The following is a 14237-nucleotide window of genomic DNA, read 5'->3' as shown; positions in this document are numbered from 1 at the left end:
ATGTTATTTTTCATTGATACAGCAAACATTGACGAGATTAAAGAAGCTTATGAACTTGGCGTTCTTGCCGGAGTTACGACAAACCCTAGTTTAGTGGCGAAAGAAGCTGACGTGTCTTTCCATGACAGACTTCGTGAGATTACGGAAGTCGTGAGCGGATCAGTAAGCGCGGAAGTCATTTCCCTGAATGCTGAAGAAATGATTGAAGAAGGTAAAGAACTTGCGAAAATCGCGCCGAATATTACGGTGAAAATCCCGATGACGTCTGAAGGGTTAAAAGCTGTAAAAGCGCTGAGCGACCTGAACATCAAAACAAACGTAACGCTCATTTTCAGCGCCAACCAAGCGCTTTTGGCGGCAAGAGCCGGGGCGACTTATGTATCTCCGTTCTTAGGCCGTCTGGATGACATCGGCCATAACGGTCTTGAACTGATTTCAGAAATAAGACAGATTTTTGACATTCATGACATTGATACACAAATCATCGCAGCTTCCATCCGTCATGCACAGCACGTGACTGAAGCCGCTTTACGCGGTGCGCATATCGGTACGATGCCGCTGAAAGTCATTCACCAGCTGACGAAACATCCGTTAACGGATAAAGGCATCGAGCAATTCTTGGCTGACTGGAATAAATAAGGGGGAAAAGGGCGGCAAACCGGTTGCATCCGTTTGCCGCACCCTTATGTTTTCCTGTTTGGCAGCGGGCCTTCAGTATCAAAGTGAAGAGTGTGTTTCCCCGGAATATGAACCCGGCGGGCCTCTGTGCATCCTGTGTTAAAAATGCCCCGCAAAGCTTCGCTATTTTCTTCCTGTTATTTTATAATGTCCTTGTATTCTTTCTCTTCGAATTGGCTACATTTTGGACAAGAGCTTTATTTGCAGAGACAGAATAAAATGCCATTTTATTTACGCTCCGCAGCTATCTTCTTATGGAAGGAGACTATCATGGAAAAGTTGAATATTGCCGGCGGCGATCCGTTAAACGGAACCGTACATATCAGCGGCGCGAAAAACAGCGCCGTCGCATTGATACCCGCAACCATTCTGGCAAATTCCGAAGTAACGATCGAAGGGCTTCCGGAGATCTCAGATATTGAAACGCTGCGTGACCTGCTGAAAGAAATCGGCGGAAACGTCCATTTTGAAAAAGGAGAAATGGTCGTCGACCCTTCCCCGATGATCAGCATGCCGCTTCCCAACGGCAAAGTGAAAAAACTCCGCGCTTCCTATTACTTAATGGGCGCGATGCTCGGCCGCTTCAAACAGGCGGTCATCGGACTGCCGGGCGGATGCCATCTCGGGCCGCGGCCGATTGACCAGCATATCAAAGGGTTTGAGGCGCTTGGGGCGGAAGTCACCAATGAACAAGGCGCGATTTATCTGCGCGCCGAAAGGCTGAGAGGCGCACGGATTTATTTAGATGTCGTCAGCGTCGGAGCGACGATCAATATCATGCTTGCCGCTGTACTGGCTGAAGGTAAAACCGTGATAGAAAACGCCGCCAAGGAACCTGAGATTATTGATGTTGCCACATTGCTCACCAGCATGGGCGCAAAGATCAAAGGCGCGGGAACCAATGTAATCAGAATCGACGGCGTAAAAGAGCTGCACGGATGCAGGCATACGATCATTCCGGACAGAATTGAGGCGGGCACCTTTATGATCGCCGGCGCCGCGATGGGGAAAGAAGTCATTATTGATAATGTCATACCGACTCACCTGGAGTCTTTAACGGCGAAGCTCAGGGAAATGGGTTTTTACATCGAGACGAGTGACGATCAGCTTCTTATGCTCGGCGGGCAGAAGCAGATAAAACCGGTCGACGTAAAAACGCTTGTTTACCCGGGATTCCCGACTGATCTTCAGCAGCCGATGACATCTCTGTTAACGAGAGCCAGCGGCACGAGCGTCGTAACCGACACCATCTACTCGGCCCGATTTAAACATATAGATGAGCTGAGACGGATGGGGGCCAATATGAAAGTGGAAGGCAGGTCGGCCATTATCACCGGTCCGGCCGAGCTTCAGGGCGCAAAAGTAAAGGCGAGCGATCTGCGTGCAGGCGCTTGTCTGGTCGTCGCCGGGCTCATGGCTGACGGCGTAACCGAAATTACCGGTCTTGAGCATTTAGACCGCGGCTACAGCAATCTTGAGAAAAAACTCGAAGGTCTGGGCGCCACAATCTGGCGGCAAAGGCTGACGGACGAAGAGATAGAACAGCTCCAAAATTCATAGAAATGCGGACTTTTGAGAGGAGATCGTGTTGAAATGGAAAGAAGCTTATCGATGGAATTGGTTCGAGTCACTGAAGCGGCGGCTTTAGCATCTGCCAGATGGATGGGCCGCGGGAAAAAAGATGAAGCTGATGATGCGGCGACAAGCGCAATGCGTGACGTGTTTGACACGGTGCCGATGAAAGGCACGGTCGTGATCGGGGAAGGCGAGATGGATGAAGCGCCGATGCTTTACATCGGCGAAAAGCTCGGAAACGGATACGGCCCGCGCGTCGATGTCGCCGTCGATCCTCTTGAAGGCACAAACATCGTAGCGAGCGGCGGCTGGAATGCGCTGACGGTGATCGCGGTCGCCGACCATGGAACATTGCTGAACGCCCCGGATATGTATATGGAAAAAATCGCGGTCGGTCCCGAAGCGGTAGGCTGCATCGATATCGAAGCGCCTGTCATTGATAACTTAAAAGCCGTTGCGAAAGCGAAAAATAAAGACATTGAAGATGTCGTGGCAACCATTTTAAATCGTGACAGACACGAAAAAATTATCTCTGAATTGCGTGAGGCGGGCGCCAGAATCAAACTGATCAACGACGGCGATGTCGCGGGCGCCATCAATACGGCCTTTGACCATACGGGAGTAGATATTCTCTTCGGTTCAGGCGGGGCTCCTGAAGGCGTGCTGTCTGCCGTTGCGTTAAAAGCGCTAGGCGGCGAAATCATCGGCAGGCTTCTGCCGCAAAGTGCGGAAGAGCAGGCGCGCTGTGAGCGAATGGGCCTTGATGTATCCAAAGTGCTCCGGATGGAGGACCTTGTGAGAGGGGATGACGCCATTTTTGCCGCAACGGGCGTCACGGACGGAGAGCTGCTGAAAGGCGTTCAGTTCAAAGGCTCCGTCGGCACGACTGAAAGCCTGGTCATCCGGGCGAAATCAGGAACGGTCCGATTCGTTGACGGAAGACACAGCCTGAAGAAAAAACCAAATCTTGTGATCCGGCCATAAATAGAGAAAAGCGGGACGGAAAGTCCCGCTTTTCTTTTGCAAAAAAGAGTCAACCCTATCATTTATATGTCAAAGCATTATTTAAGTTGAATAATTTTTTGAAATGAGGTAAAAATAAAGAGTGCTGCGATTTTTCTGTGTCATTCCTTCTTTTGAGTACTGGGAAATTTTCAAATTCTACCGCATACAGACGATATAAATATTGATCTTCTCAAGTTTTTGTCCTCGCTTCCTTCAAAACTCATTAAGACATTCCTTTTTTAAAAAAGCGCCGATCATGGGTGGAAGTGTTACCGATAGAAGTTCCTGAACGTTTTATAAAAGAATGTGCTTTGGCGGAATCATGCGAAGCAGCCGATTTGAATGAAAACAGCAATACATTGACTATGAAAAGCGTGGTGTTTTTATGAAAGACGTATCTATTTCCTCTTTGGAAAATATGAAATTAAAAGAACTATATGAACTGGCCAGACATTATAAAATCTCCTACTACAGCAAACTGACTAAAAAAGAATTAATCTTTGCCATCCTGAAAGCCAACGCCGAGCAGGAGGATCTTCTGTTTATGGAAGGCGTGCTCGAAATCATCCAATCGGAAGGATTCGGCTTCCTCAGACCGATTAATTACTCGCCAAGCTCAGAAGACATCTATATTTCTGCTTCCCAGATCCGCCGCTTTGATTTAAGAAACGGTGACAAAGTATCCGGCAAGGTGCGTCCGCCGAAAGAAAACGAACGCTATTACGGACTTTTGCACGTTGAAGCGGTAAATGGAGACGATCCGGAATCTGCGAAAGAGCGCGTTCATTTTCCCGCGCTGACACCGCTTTATCCGGACCGCCAAATGGTGCTTGAGACGAAACCGAATTATCTCTCAACAAGAATTCTCGATATGATGGCTCCCGTCGGTTTCGGCCAGCGCGGTCTGATCGTGGCGCCGCCGAAAGCCGGTAAAACCATGCTGTTAAAAGAAATCGCTAACAGCATTACGACAAATCAGCCTGACGCTGAATTGATCGTTCTCTTAATTGATGAAAGACCGGAAGAAGTAACGGATATTGAACGTTCCGTAGCGGGCGATGTCGTCAGCTCGACGTTCGATGAAGTGCCGGAAAATCACATTAAGGTAGCGGAGCTTGTGCTTGAACGGGCGATGCGTCTCGTTGAACACAAAAAAGACGTTATCATTCTGATGGACAGCATTACCCGCCTGGCACGGGCCTACAACCTCGTTATCCCGCCAAGCGGACGTACGCTTTCCGGCGGGATTGACCCGGCTGCGTTCCATCGTCCGAAGCGCTTTTTCGGTGCCGCGAGAAACATTGAAGAGGGCGGCAGCCTGACCATTTTGGCGACGGCGCTCGTTGACACGGGCTCCCGGATGGATGACGTCATCTACGAAGAGTTTAAAGGAACGGGCAACATGGAGCTTCACCTTGACCGTTCTCTTGCGGAAAGACGGATTTTCCCGGCGATCGATATCCGCCGCTCCGGCACGCGGAAGGAAGAGCTGCTCGTGCCGAAAGAGCATCTTGACCGTCTATGGGCGATCCGCAAATCGATGTCTGATTCTCCGGACTTCGCAGAGAAGTTTATGAGAAAAATGAAAAAAACAAAAACGAATCAGGAATTCTTCGATCTGATCAACCAAGAATGGAAGCAGGCAAACCTTTCATCATCAGCCCGCCGCTGATAAAAAATGTATTTGCAAATGCAGTAAATGACTGATATAATTCTCTCATATGCGTTCCGGATTCGCTCCGGAATAATAACTCTGTTTCCACACGGGATTCAGGGCGGAAGGAGATGGATACAATGAAAGCAGGAATTCATCCTAATTTCAAAAAAGCAACAGTTAAATGCGCTTGCGGAAATGAATTTGAAACAGGCTCAGTAAAAGAAGAGGTACGCGTTGAGATTTGCTCTGAATGCCACCCATTCTACACTGGACGTCAAAAATTCGCTTCTGCTGATGGTCGTGTTGATCGCTTTAACAAAAAATACGGTCTTAAGTAATAATAGATTTTACAGGCAGGCAAGAATTGCTTCTTGCCTGTTTTTTATGTCCATAAACAGGAAAAAAAGGGGAGCGGATAGCCTATGTACATAATGAAGCAAAGCGGATGGCTTGAGCTGATATGCGGCAGCATGTTCTCTGGGAAATCAGAAGAGCTGATCCGCAGAGTGAAAAGAGCGACTTATGCGAAGCAGGAGGTCAAGGTGTTCAAACCTGCCATTGATAATCGCTACAGTGAGGAGGCTGTCGTTTCTCACAACGGCACATCCATGACAAGCCACGTCATCTCGTCTTCGGCTGAAATATGGGATCATATCAGTGAAAGCACGGACGTCATCGCGGTAGATGAAGTGCAGTTTTTCGGCGAATCGATCATCGGCGACTTATCCTCGCTTGCGGATAAAGGCTATCGTGTCATCGCGGCCGGACTTGATATGGATTTCCGGGGAGAGCCGTTCGGCGTGGTGCCGAATCTGATGGCGGTTGCCGAATCAGTGACGAAGCTGCAGGCGGTCTGCTCCGTTTGCGGGTCGCCGGCAAGCCGTACGCAGCGTTTGATTGACGGGAAGCCCGCTTCCTATGATGATCCGGTCATTTTAGTCGGCGCGTCGGAGTCATACGAAGCGAGATGCAGACATCATCACGAAGTGCCGAAAAAACAGACTGATAAATAACCCTTTTCATGAAAACATCGGTAAAAAATCCGGTGTTTTTTTGACGGTTTTTCAAAAATTGTAGTTAATTAACTTAAAAAAGAGTATGAAAAAATTAAGTAATTTTCATCTCTTGAATTTTCATTTTTACAGGCATAAAATGACTAAGTAATGTAAATAGTTATGAGACATTGTTCGAATAATTGTCAAAAAAAGATATAGCAGATCGCGATCACACTAGCCAAAATGGGTAATTACTTAACTTTGTTAACTATTTGAAGAAAGAAGGAGATTTTCTTGAATAATATTAAAGTAACGAAGGAAGGCAACTTAGAAACTACTTTAAGAGGAAAAGAAGTTCTATCTATCCCTACTTTAAATAAAGGTGTTGCGTTTTCAGCAGAAGAAAGAAAAAGCCTTGGATTAGACGGGCTGCTTCCTCCGACCATTCTGTCTCTTGATGAGCAGGCAAAACGCGCATACGAGCAGTTTCAAGCTCAGCCGGACCGCCTTCGCCAAAACGTGTATTTGAATGATTTGCAAAACCGTAACGAAGTTCTTTTCTTTAAATTGCTTCAAAACCATCTTCGTGAAATGCTGCCGGTTGTTTACACACCGACTGTCGGTGAAGCGATTCAAGAATACAGCCATGAGTACAGAAGACCTCAAGGGATTTACCTTTCTATCGACAACGTGGAAGGAATTGAAGAGGCATTTGAAAACCTTCATGCCACTGCCGGAGATATTGATCTGATCGTTGCGACAGACTCAGAAAGCATCCTCGGAATCGGTGACTGGGGTGTAGGCGGTATCAACATCGCCATCGGTAAATTAGCCGTATACACAGCGGCTGCCGGTATTGACCCAAGCCGTGTTATTCCTGTCGTTCTTGACGTCGGTACGAACAATGAAAAACTTCTGAACGATCCTTTATACATCGGTAACCGCCATGAACGTATCCAAGGCGAACGTTATGAAGCTTTCATTGACGCTTATGTAAAAGCTGCGCTTAAATATTTCCCTAAAGCTCTTCTTCACTGGGAAGACCTTGGAAACAAAAACGCGCGCAATATCATGAAGAAATACAACCATGAAATTCTTACCTTCAACGATGACATTCAAGGAACAGGCGCGATTACGCTTGCAGGTGTGCTTGCGGCTATGAAGAAAACAGGCGCGTCTATTAAAGACCAGCGTGTGGTTGTCTTCGGTGCGGGATCTGCCGGAATCGGAATCGCTGACCAAATCCGCGACACTATGGTGCTCGCCGGTCTTTCTGAAGAAGAAGCCAACAAAGCGTTCTACACAATGGACTACAGAGGCTTGTTAATTGAAGGTATGGAAAACATTCTTGATTTCCAAGAGCCGTACCTGCGCACAGCTGAAGAAATTAAAGATTGGAAACGCGATGAAAACGGACAAATTCCTTTCATTGAAGTGATCCGTCAAGCGAAACCGACAATCTTAATCGGTACATCAGGCCAAAGCGGCGCGTTCAGTGAAGAAATCGTCAAAGAAATGGCAAAACACGTTGAGCGTCCGGTCATCATGCCGATGTCTAACCCGACACCGCTTGCTGAAGCCGTTCCTAGCGATCTATTCAAATGGACTGACGGCAAAGTGCTTGTGGCGACAGGAAGCCCGTTTGACAATGTAGAGTACAATGGGGTTTCTCATGAAATCGGACAATCTAACAACGCATTCGCGTTCCCTGGACTTGGTCTCGGTTCAATCGTTGTAGAAGCGAAAGTGATTACTCCTGCAATGTTTGCGGCAACTGCTGACGCAATCGCAGAAAGCGTTGATTTTGAAACACCGGGTGCAGGCCTTCTGCCGAGCATGAGCGACTTACAAGAAGTTTCAATTAAAGTTGCGATCGCCGTAGCGGAAACTGCCATTAAAGAAGGCGTGGCAAACCGCATTCCTGAAAATGTAGAACAAGCCGTTCTTGATGCAATGTGGAAACCGCAATATAAACAAGTTATCGCTAAATAATTTTACGATTAATTTTACAGTCCGAGGGAAAGCTTTTATGTAAAGGCTAAAGTATACGGACATTAAGGATTTGGAGGAGAATATTTTGAGCTTCTTAGATATTTTAATCCTCCTGGCGCCGATCTTTTTCGTGATCGTGCTGGGATGGTTCGCAGGTCGCTTCGGAAGTTATGACGCGAAGTCAGCAAAAGGGGTAAGCACCTTAGTTACGAAGTACGCGCTTCCGGCGCATTTTATCGCAAGTATTTTAACCACTTCAAGAAGTGCGTTTTTATCACAGGTTCCTTTGATGATCGCTTTGATCATTGGGATTGTCGGATTCTTTATCGTCATTCTGTTAGTTTGCAAATTTATCTTCAAGTATGATTTAACGAATTCATCTGTATTTTCTTTAAACTCTGCACAGCCGACATTTGCATTTATGGGTATTCCGGTACTCGGAAGCTTATTCGGAGCAAACGAAGTAGCGATTCCTATCGCCGTTACGGGTATCGTGGTTAACGCCATCCTTGACCCGCTTGCGATCATTATCGCTACAGTCGGTGAGTCATCTAAGAAACAAGACAGCGAAAACGAGAACTTCTGGAAAATGACTGGTAAGTCTATTCTTCACGGTCTTTCCGAACCGCTTGCGGCTGCACCGCTTATCAGTATCATCCTGGTACTCTGCGGTGTAACACTCCCTGGCTTGGGTGAAAAAATGCTTGATCAGCTCGGAAGCACAACATCAGGTGTTGCACTCTTTGCCGTCGGTGTAACTGTCGGTATCCGCAACATCAAGCTCAGTCTGCCGGCTTTCGGTATCGCTTTGTTAAAAGTTGCCGTTCAGCCTGCGCTGATGTACTTGATCGCTCTTGCAGTCGGACTTCCGGCTGACCAGATCACGAAAGCGGTATTGCTCGTTGCATTCCCTGGATCTGCGGTAGCGGCGATGATTGCCACACGTTTCGAAAAACAAGAGGAAGAAACTGCGTCCGCGTTCGTGATCAGTGCGATTTTATCTCTGATCTCACTGCCGATCATCATTGCGCTGACTGCATAATGAAAAGCTCCCTGTTTCAGGGAGCTTTTTTGATTAGAATTGAAATTTAAAAGGCGAAAATCTCGTTTTTTTTCTGGGTTTCTTATGTTCTGAAGAAGCGGCTGTTTCTGAGAGGGGAGCTGTCTGGGCAAGTTCCTGGATGCGGGAGGCCAATGTCTGCAATTCGGTATTGAGGTCGTCAATTTCCCGTCTGTGCTGAAGAAGCTGATAAGACACCCCTTCATCCGCCTTTTGTTTCAGCTGGCGTTCCAGCTCCTCTATCCTTGAAAGCAGATGGTTCTCACCTTGTTTCTCTTTCGTGAGAATGTCCAGTTTGCGCTCCAGCTCTGCCAACCTTTGTTCAGCGCCGCCAGTGATTTTCGGACGCTGCAAAATGAAGCCCGTCCGTTTTTTCGGCTGCCGGGGCACTTGAACGTCCAGAAGGGCAGTGCCTTCAGAAATTTGCCGTTTGACCGATTTCAGCACATCAAGATCCTCAGGTGTAAAGGAATAATGTCCGAGCTCATTCCGTTCAGCCGGAAGATTCAGCTGCTTGACCCACCTTTGCACCGTTTTTGCGGAGACACCGAGCTCTTTCGCGGCCATGTTTGTATTCATGATCACATACCTCCTTTTTGCTAGGTATTCGACCATGAGGCGGCGTTCCCTTCACGTTAGACAAAACAAGAAGGAATTCGCCAAAGAAAGCGGCATTTCTTCAAAAAACGTTACGCTTCATACAATTCAAGCGGAAGCTTGTCGGGATCGAAGAAAAAGGTAAACCGTTTCCCCGTCAGCGGATCGGTTCTGATCGGTTCTGTGCCGACGCCCTTTTCCTTTAACTCCCTGACGGCTGCTTCAAGATCGTTTACGGTGAAGGCGAGATGCCGGAGACCCGCGGCTTCCGGTCTGGTCGGCCGTTCGGGCGGATCGGGAAAGGAAAACAATTCAATCGCATATGCGCCGTCCAGCGCCAGATCGAGTTTATAAGATTCCCGTTCCTTTCGGTATGTTTCTTTTATAATGCCGAAACCGAGTATCTCGGTGTAAAAAGCTTTCGACTTTTCATAATCAGAGCATATGATTGCTATATGGTGGATGGATTTCAGCATATCCGCCCCTCCTTTTTTGCTTCAGTATAACAGAGGCGAATTGCTTTTGACTGGCGATAAGCCCTATACTATAATGAGAATGTTACGCACAGGAAAACAGAGGTGAAGACCGTGTTAGACCGTTTACAGTCAATTGAACAACGATACGAAAAATTAAATGAGCTTTTAAGTGATCCGGAAGTGGTCAACGATCCGAAAAAGCTTAGAGAATATTCGAAAGAGCAATCTGATATACAAGAAACCGTTGAAGTCTATAGACAATACAGAGACGCATCAGAACAGCTTGCCGATGCGAAAGCGATGCTTGAGGAAAAGCTTGATGCCGATATGAGAGAAATGGTGAAGGAAGAAATCTCCGAACTGCAGGGAGAGACGGAAACCTTATCAGAGCGTTTGAAAGTGCTCCTCATCCCGAAAGACCCGAACGATGACAAAAACGTAATTATGGAGATCCGGGGAGCAGCGGGAGGAGAAGAAGCCGCGCTGTTTGCGGGAAATCTCTACAGAATGTACTCCCGTTACGCCGAGATCCAAGGCTGGAAGACTGAAGTCATGGAAGCAAACGTGACTGGAACGGGCGGTTACAAAGAAATCATCTTTATGATTACGGGAAAAGGCGCATACTCCAAGCTGAAGTATGAAAATGGCGCGCACCGCGTACAGCGTGTTCCGGAAACGGAATCAGGCGGCCGTATTCATACATCCACGGCGACGGTGGCGTGTCTTCCTGAAGCGGAAGAAGTAGAAGTGGACATCCACGAAAAAGACATCCGCGTCGATACATTCGCATCAAGCGGACCGGGCGGACAAAGCGTAAACACGACGATGTCGGCCGTACGCCTGACGCATTTACCGACCGGTGTCGTCGTATCCTGTCAGGATGAAAAATCTCAGATTAAAAACAAAGAAAAAGCGATGAAGGTGCTCCGCGCCAGAATCTATGACAAATTCCAGCAGGAAGCTCAGGCTGAATATGATCAGACCCGTAAATCAGCCGTCGGATCAGGCGACCGTTCCGAGCGTATCCGCACATACAATTTCCCGCAAAACCGTGTGACGGATCACCGCATCGGCCTGACGATTCAAAAGCTGGATCAAATCCTGGAAGGCAAGCTTGATGAAGTGGTTGAAGCGTTAATCGTAGAAGACCAGTCAAGCAAGCTCCAGCAGGCGGAAAATTAAGATGAAGACCGTTTTTGAAGCCCTAAGCTGGGCTTCTTCTTATTTAACCGAAGCGGGAAGAGAAAAAAACGCGGCCGAGCTGCTGCTGTTAAATGATATCGGAATGGATCGGAGCAAGCTTCTCGCAAGTCTGCAGGAGCCCGTCGGCGAGGACGAGCTTTACCGATTCAGACGGCATGTGGAAATGCATAAAGAAGGCGTTCCGATTCAATATATTATCGGGAAAGAACAGTTTTACGGCAGGGAATTTTTTGTGAATGACGATGTTCTCATTCCGCGTCCGGAAACGGAAGAAGTTGTGTTTCATCTGCTGGACAGACAGAAGCGGATATTTTCCGGGGCGGAACGACTGAACGTCATTGATATCGGTACGGGGAGCGGAGCTATTGCGGTGACGCTTGCGCTTGAATGCGGACATTTTTCAGTATCGGCTTCGGATATTTCAAAAGAAGCGCTGCAGGTGGCGGAAAGAAATGCGCAAAACCTCGGAGTGGACGTGTGCTTTTTGCAGGGAGATCTGTTAACTCCTTTTATTTCATCAGGAAAAAAAGCGGATATTATTGTTTCCAATCCGCCGTATATTTCTGAAGAAGAAATGGCGGATTTGTCGGATATCGTCCGTTTCCATGAGCCGCTTCATGCTCTTACGGACGGCGGTGACGGTTTGAAATTCTACAAGCGGTTTATGGAGGAGCTGCCTCTTGTCATGAAAGATAAAGCGCTTGTCGTCTTTGAAATCGGATATAATCAGGGAAAAGCCGTGAAAGACCTGTTCCGTCATTCCTTTCCGAATGCGGAAGTGGAAGTCGTACAGGACATCAACGGAAAAGACAGAACCGTATCCGCGGTCATCACATCATGAAAAAAGCCCGCCGGTGACGCACACGGCGGGCTTTTGTTACAATGGAAAGAAAATGAAAGGGGCATCCGCCTTGAAAAAAGCGTTCGCCTTCGGATGTATACTCGCCGCCGCAGCTTATGCGGCTGGATTTGTCCTGCCGTTTGGCTTTGACATCATTTTCGGCGCCGTTACGGCTGTTCTTATCGTCGCAGCGGTCATCGTTTCCGGGCTGGCCGTAAGCGGAGCGGAGCAGCGGGCCAATTATCATTCTGAAACAGAAGAAGGACGGCACGCCCGTTTAAAGATGGCCGCCGTTTTCTTTTGCGCCGCTCTCCCTTCAGCCGGCTGTCTGCTGATTACGCTTCTGTAGCCGGATTTTGTCTTTGCAGCAATACGGAATCCCATACCCAATAGACGACGGCTGTTAAAACCGCAAAGATATAAAAGGCTGAATTAGAAAACAGAGATTGGCCTGACGGCTGCAAAAGACCGAAGATGATCCCGTTTGCAATGAACGACACCCCCAAATAATAAAGAAAATACAGCGGATGAAATCTCTTCGGCTTTTTATTCAGAAAGTATTGAAGCGGCAGCGCAAAAATCAAATAAGGAAACAAAAAATAAAACGCCATCGAAATGAAAGCCGCGATAATGAATTGATGAACATACAAAATAGAATAAATGACAGACATACATGCCGCCGACAGCAGCACGGTGTAATTATATTTCATCTGAAAACCTCCTATCAAAATAATATCGTACCATATTTTGAATCTGTCAATGCAGATTATCAGCTTGCTAGATTTTTTTCTTCCCGCCGGTTTAAACCTTTTCCGTCATGTCCATAATGGGACTAGATAAAAAAGCACGGAGAGGAACGGTGGGGACCGATGAAACAGACAATGATGATCTGCATATATATTTTTCTTTTATTATCAGGAGCGCTTGCGGGTTTGACAAAAGAAGAAACGGCGCGGGCATCAGCCGATGAGCCCGTCGTCATACCGGATGAAGCGATCCGGCTCAGGATTTTGGCCAACAGTGATAACGATGAGGATCAAAAGCTCAAGCGCCAGATCAGAGATGCTGTAAACAAGCAAATCACGGACTGGGTGAAAGATATCACTTCCATTGAAGAAGCGCGGCGGCTCATTCGTTCGAAGCTTCCTGAAATTAAAGAAATCGCCAAACAAACGATGAAAGAAAAGGGTGCGCATCAATCCGTTTCAGTTCAATTCAATAAAATTTCGTTTCCGACAAAGCTGTACGGCAATATGGTCTATCCGGCCGGAAAATATGAAGCCATTTTAATTACACTCGGCAATGGCGAGGGCGCCAACTGGTGGTGCGTCTTGTTTCCGCCGCTGTGCTTCCTTGATTTCTCAAACGGCGAAGCGGTGAAAGATCAGGAAGACGGCGGACAGAAGCAGGAAGAAACGCAGAAACAGACAGAAAAAGTGCTGGATGACGTAAAAGCAAAGGCTGATAAAGCGAAGAAAGAAAATAAAGATGACGATGATACCGAAGTGAAGTTTTTCCTCGTCGATTGGATTTCAGATCTATTTTCCTGAAGCAAAAGGCATAAATCCGGATTCGATTCATAGATTGGAAGAAAGCGTTGATCGAAACGGAGGGAAATATATGTTTTATCAGCTGAGAGTGGCAAGAGATCAAGATACGGAGGCGCTGGAGGCCTTTTTGAAAAAGTCTGATACGGCACATGCGGAAATCGATCAGCAGATCAGCCGGTTTATCGTGCTGGAAGACAGCGAAAAAAAGATTGCCGCCTGTCTCGGGATCGAAAAATTCAGCGGCGGAAAAGGGCTTCTCCGTTCACTCGTCATGTCGGACAGGCTGAATCAAAGCCATATCGTTACGCTGTTTCAAAGTATGGATGTGCTGTGCAAAAAACATGAGATTCAAGATGTCTACTTAGTCGCCAATCAGCCCTCATCTGCTGAGTTTCTGAATGTGATGGGATTTGAAGCGTGCGCCGATGCGCCTGATGAACTGTATACGTCCGAACATTTCCGCAACTCGTTATGCACAGAAGGTTCGTTTTTAATGATGAAAACCTCTGCCTGATCTAACTTATACACAAGGTTATCCACTTATTAAAAAGTGTTGTCCACAGTTTGTGGATAACACTTGTTTTATTAAAGGACATCTTTTATACTTT

The 14237-nt window shown here is 47.2% G+C and carries 16 protein-coding genes and 1 pseudogene; 14 read left to right on the top strand and 3 right to left on the bottom strand.

Annotated elements, in window-relative coordinates:
• The 9 genes and pseudogenes from fsa (at position 1) to VP472_RS18090 (ending at position 8944) form a co-directional block, all read left to right on the top strand.
• Entirely contained in the window at positions 1–639 is a 639-nt protein-coding gene (gene fsa, locus VP472_RS18130; RefSeq protein ID WP_003151103.1) for a fructose-6-phosphate aldolase, read from the top strand.
• A gap of 309 nt (positions 640–948) precedes the next feature.
• Positions 949–2238, top strand: a complete 1290-nt coding sequence (locus VP472_RS18125; RefSeq protein ID WP_014306008.1) for a UDP-N-acetylglucosamine 1-carboxyvinyltransferase — start codon at positions 949–951, stop codon at positions 2236–2238.
• A gap of 33 nt (positions 2239–2271) precedes the next feature.
• Positions 2272–3237: a class II fructose-bisphosphatase gene (gene glpX / locus VP472_RS18120; RefSeq protein WP_003151105.1), complete on the top strand. Its 966-nt coding sequence runs from the start codon at positions 2272–2274 to the stop codon at positions 3235–3237.
• Between the two features lie 201 nt (positions 3238–3438).
• Positions 3439–3647: pseudogene (locus tag VP472_RS20165) on the top strand (hypothetical protein).
• Positions 3644–4930 carry a transcription termination factor Rho gene (gene rho, locus VP472_RS18110; RefSeq protein ID WP_003151107.1) on the top strand — a complete coding sequence of 429 codons (1287 nt, stop codon included), beginning with the start codon at positions 3644–3646 and terminating at the stop codon, positions 4928–4930. Before VP472_RS20165 ends, rho begins: the two are co-directional and overlap by 4 nt.
• Positions 4931–5052: 122 nt before the next feature.
• Complete coding sequence (gene rpmE / locus VP472_RS18105) at positions 5053–5253, top strand: 50S ribosomal protein L31 (RefSeq protein WP_003151132.1); 201 nt, start codon at positions 5053–5055, stop codon at positions 5251–5253.
• Between the two features lie 84 nt (positions 5254–5337).
• Positions 5338–5928 (top strand): thymidine kinase, encoded by a 591-nt coding sequence (locus tag VP472_RS18100; protein WP_038464350.1) that lies wholly within the window; start codon positions 5338–5340, stop codon positions 5926–5928.
• 276 nt (positions 5929–6204) lie between these two features.
• Positions 6205–7902, top strand: a complete 1698-nt coding sequence (gene malS / locus VP472_RS18095) for an oxaloacetate-decarboxylating malate dehydrogenase (protein ID WP_003151135.1) — start codon at positions 6205–6207, stop codon at positions 7900–7902.
• Positions 7903–7987: 85 nt separating this feature from the next.
• Positions 7988–8944: an AEC family transporter gene (locus VP472_RS18090; RefSeq protein WP_003151136.1), complete on the top strand. Its 957-nt coding sequence runs from the start codon at positions 7988–7990 to the stop codon at positions 8942–8944.
• A 33-nt stretch (positions 8945–8977) separates the two neighbouring features.
• Here the strand turns inward: VP472_RS18090 and racA are convergent, their stop codons facing one another.
• Together racA and gloA2 are read right to left on the bottom strand one after the other, a co-directional pair.
• Positions 8978–9541, bottom strand: coding sequence for a chromosome-anchoring protein RacA (racA, locus tag VP472_RS18085; RefSeq protein WP_017418731.1), 564 nt, complete (start codon positions 9539–9541; stop codon positions 8978–8980).
• Positions 9542–9651: 110 nt separating this feature from the next.
• A complete protein-coding gene (gene gloA2 / locus VP472_RS18080; RefSeq protein ID WP_003151138.1) occupies positions 9652–10035 on the bottom strand; it encodes an SMU1112c/YaeR family gloxylase I-like metalloprotein in 384 nt (127 codons plus the stop codon).
• A 111-nt stretch (positions 10036–10146) separates the two neighbouring features.
• Here gloA2 and prfA point away from each other — a divergent pair, with 111 nt between their 5' ends.
• The 3 genes from prfA to VP472_RS18065 all read left to right on the top strand — a co-directional run bounded on the left by prfA (position 10147) and on the right by VP472_RS18065 (position 12428).
• Positions 10147–11217 carry a peptide chain release factor 1 gene (gene prfA, locus VP472_RS18075; RefSeq protein WP_003151139.1) on the top strand — a complete coding sequence of 357 codons (1071 nt, stop codon included), beginning with the start codon at positions 10147–10149 and terminating at the stop codon, positions 11215–11217.
• Between the two features lies 1 nt (position 11218).
• Entirely contained in the window at positions 11219–12079 is an 861-nt protein-coding gene (gene prmC, locus VP472_RS18070; protein WP_146275708.1) for a peptide chain release factor N(5)-glutamine methyltransferase, read from the top strand.
• A gap of 70 nt (positions 12080–12149) precedes the next feature.
• Positions 12150–12428 (top strand): DUF5316 family protein, encoded by a 279-nt coding sequence (locus VP472_RS18065; protein ID WP_069449066.1) that lies wholly within the window; start codon positions 12150–12152, stop codon positions 12426–12428.
• On the opposite strand, the gene VP472_RS18060 is transcribed toward VP472_RS18065, so the two are convergent.
• On the bottom strand, positions 12415–12789 hold the full coding sequence (locus VP472_RS18060; RefSeq protein WP_003151143.1) for a UPF0715 family protein: 375 nt from the start codon (positions 12787–12789) through the stop codon (positions 12415–12417). The genes VP472_RS18065 and VP472_RS18060 overlap by 14 nt on opposite strands.
• 159 nt (positions 12790–12948) lie before the next feature.
• On the opposite strand from VP472_RS18060, the gene spoIIR reads away from it, so the two are divergent.
• Both spoIIR and VP472_RS18050 read left to right on the top strand, forming a co-directional pair.
• Positions 12949–13629, top strand: coding sequence for a stage II sporulation protein R (gene spoIIR, locus VP472_RS18055; protein WP_003151144.1), 681 nt, complete (start codon positions 12949–12951; stop codon positions 13627–13629).
• 70 nt (positions 13630–13699) lie between these two features.
• Positions 13700–14143 (top strand): GNAT family N-acetyltransferase, encoded by a 444-nt coding sequence (locus VP472_RS18050; protein WP_146275706.1) that lies wholly within the window; start codon positions 13700–13702, stop codon positions 14141–14143.
• Positions 14144–14237: the final 94 nt, after the last annotated feature.

This window comes from Bacillus sp. MT(2024) (assembly GCF_036362845.1).
GTDB lineage: Bacteria > Bacillota > Bacilli > Bacillales > Bacillaceae > Bacillus > Bacillus velezensis.
The sequence above is the reverse complement of the archived record's forward strand: the minus strand, read 5'-3'. Positions and strand labels throughout refer to the sequence as shown.

Bases quoted from the DNA above. Each gene is read 5' to 3' on its own strand.
- rpmE (WP_003151132.1), top strand. From the start codon at position 5,053: ATGAAAGCAGGAATTCATCCTAATTTCAAAAAAGCAACAGTTAAATGC.
- glpX (WP_003151105.1), top strand. From the start codon at position 2,272: ATGGAAAGAAGCTTATCGATGGAATTGGTTCGAGTCACTGAAGCGGCG.
- spoIIR (WP_003151144.1), top strand. From the start codon at position 12,949: ATGAAACAGACAATGATGATCTGCATATATATTTTTCTTTTATTATCA.
- prmC (WP_146275708.1), top strand. From the start codon at position 11,219: ATGAAGACCGTTTTTGAAGCCCTAAGCTGGGCTTCTTCTTATTTAACC.
- VP472_RS18060 (WP_003151143.1), bottom strand. From the start codon at position 12,789: ATGAAATATAATTACACCGTGCTGCTGTCGGCGGCATGTATGTCTGTC.
- rho (WP_003151107.1), top strand. From the start codon at position 3,644: ATGAAAGACGTATCTATTTCCTCTTTGGAAAATATGAAATTAAAAGAA.
- racA (WP_017418731.1), bottom strand. From the start codon at position 9,541: ATGAATACAAACATGGCCGCGAAAGAGCTCGGTGTCTCCGCAAAAACG.
- gloA2 (WP_003151138.1), bottom strand. From the start codon at position 10,035: ATGCTGAAATCCATCCACCATATAGCAATCATATGCTCTGATTATGAA.
- VP472_RS18050 (WP_146275706.1), top strand. From the start codon at position 13,700: ATGTTTTATCAGCTGAGAGTGGCAAGAGATCAAGATACGGAGGCGCTG.
- VP472_RS18125 (WP_014306008.1), top strand. From the start codon at position 949: ATGGAAAAGTTGAATATTGCCGGCGGCGATCCGTTAAACGGAACCGTA.
- fsa (WP_003151103.1), top strand. From the start codon at position 1: ATGTTATTTTTCATTGATACAGCAAACATTGACGAGATTAAAGAAGCT.
- VP472_RS18100 (WP_038464350.1), top strand. From the start codon at position 5,338: ATGTACATAATGAAGCAAAGCGGATGGCTTGAGCTGATATGCGGCAGC.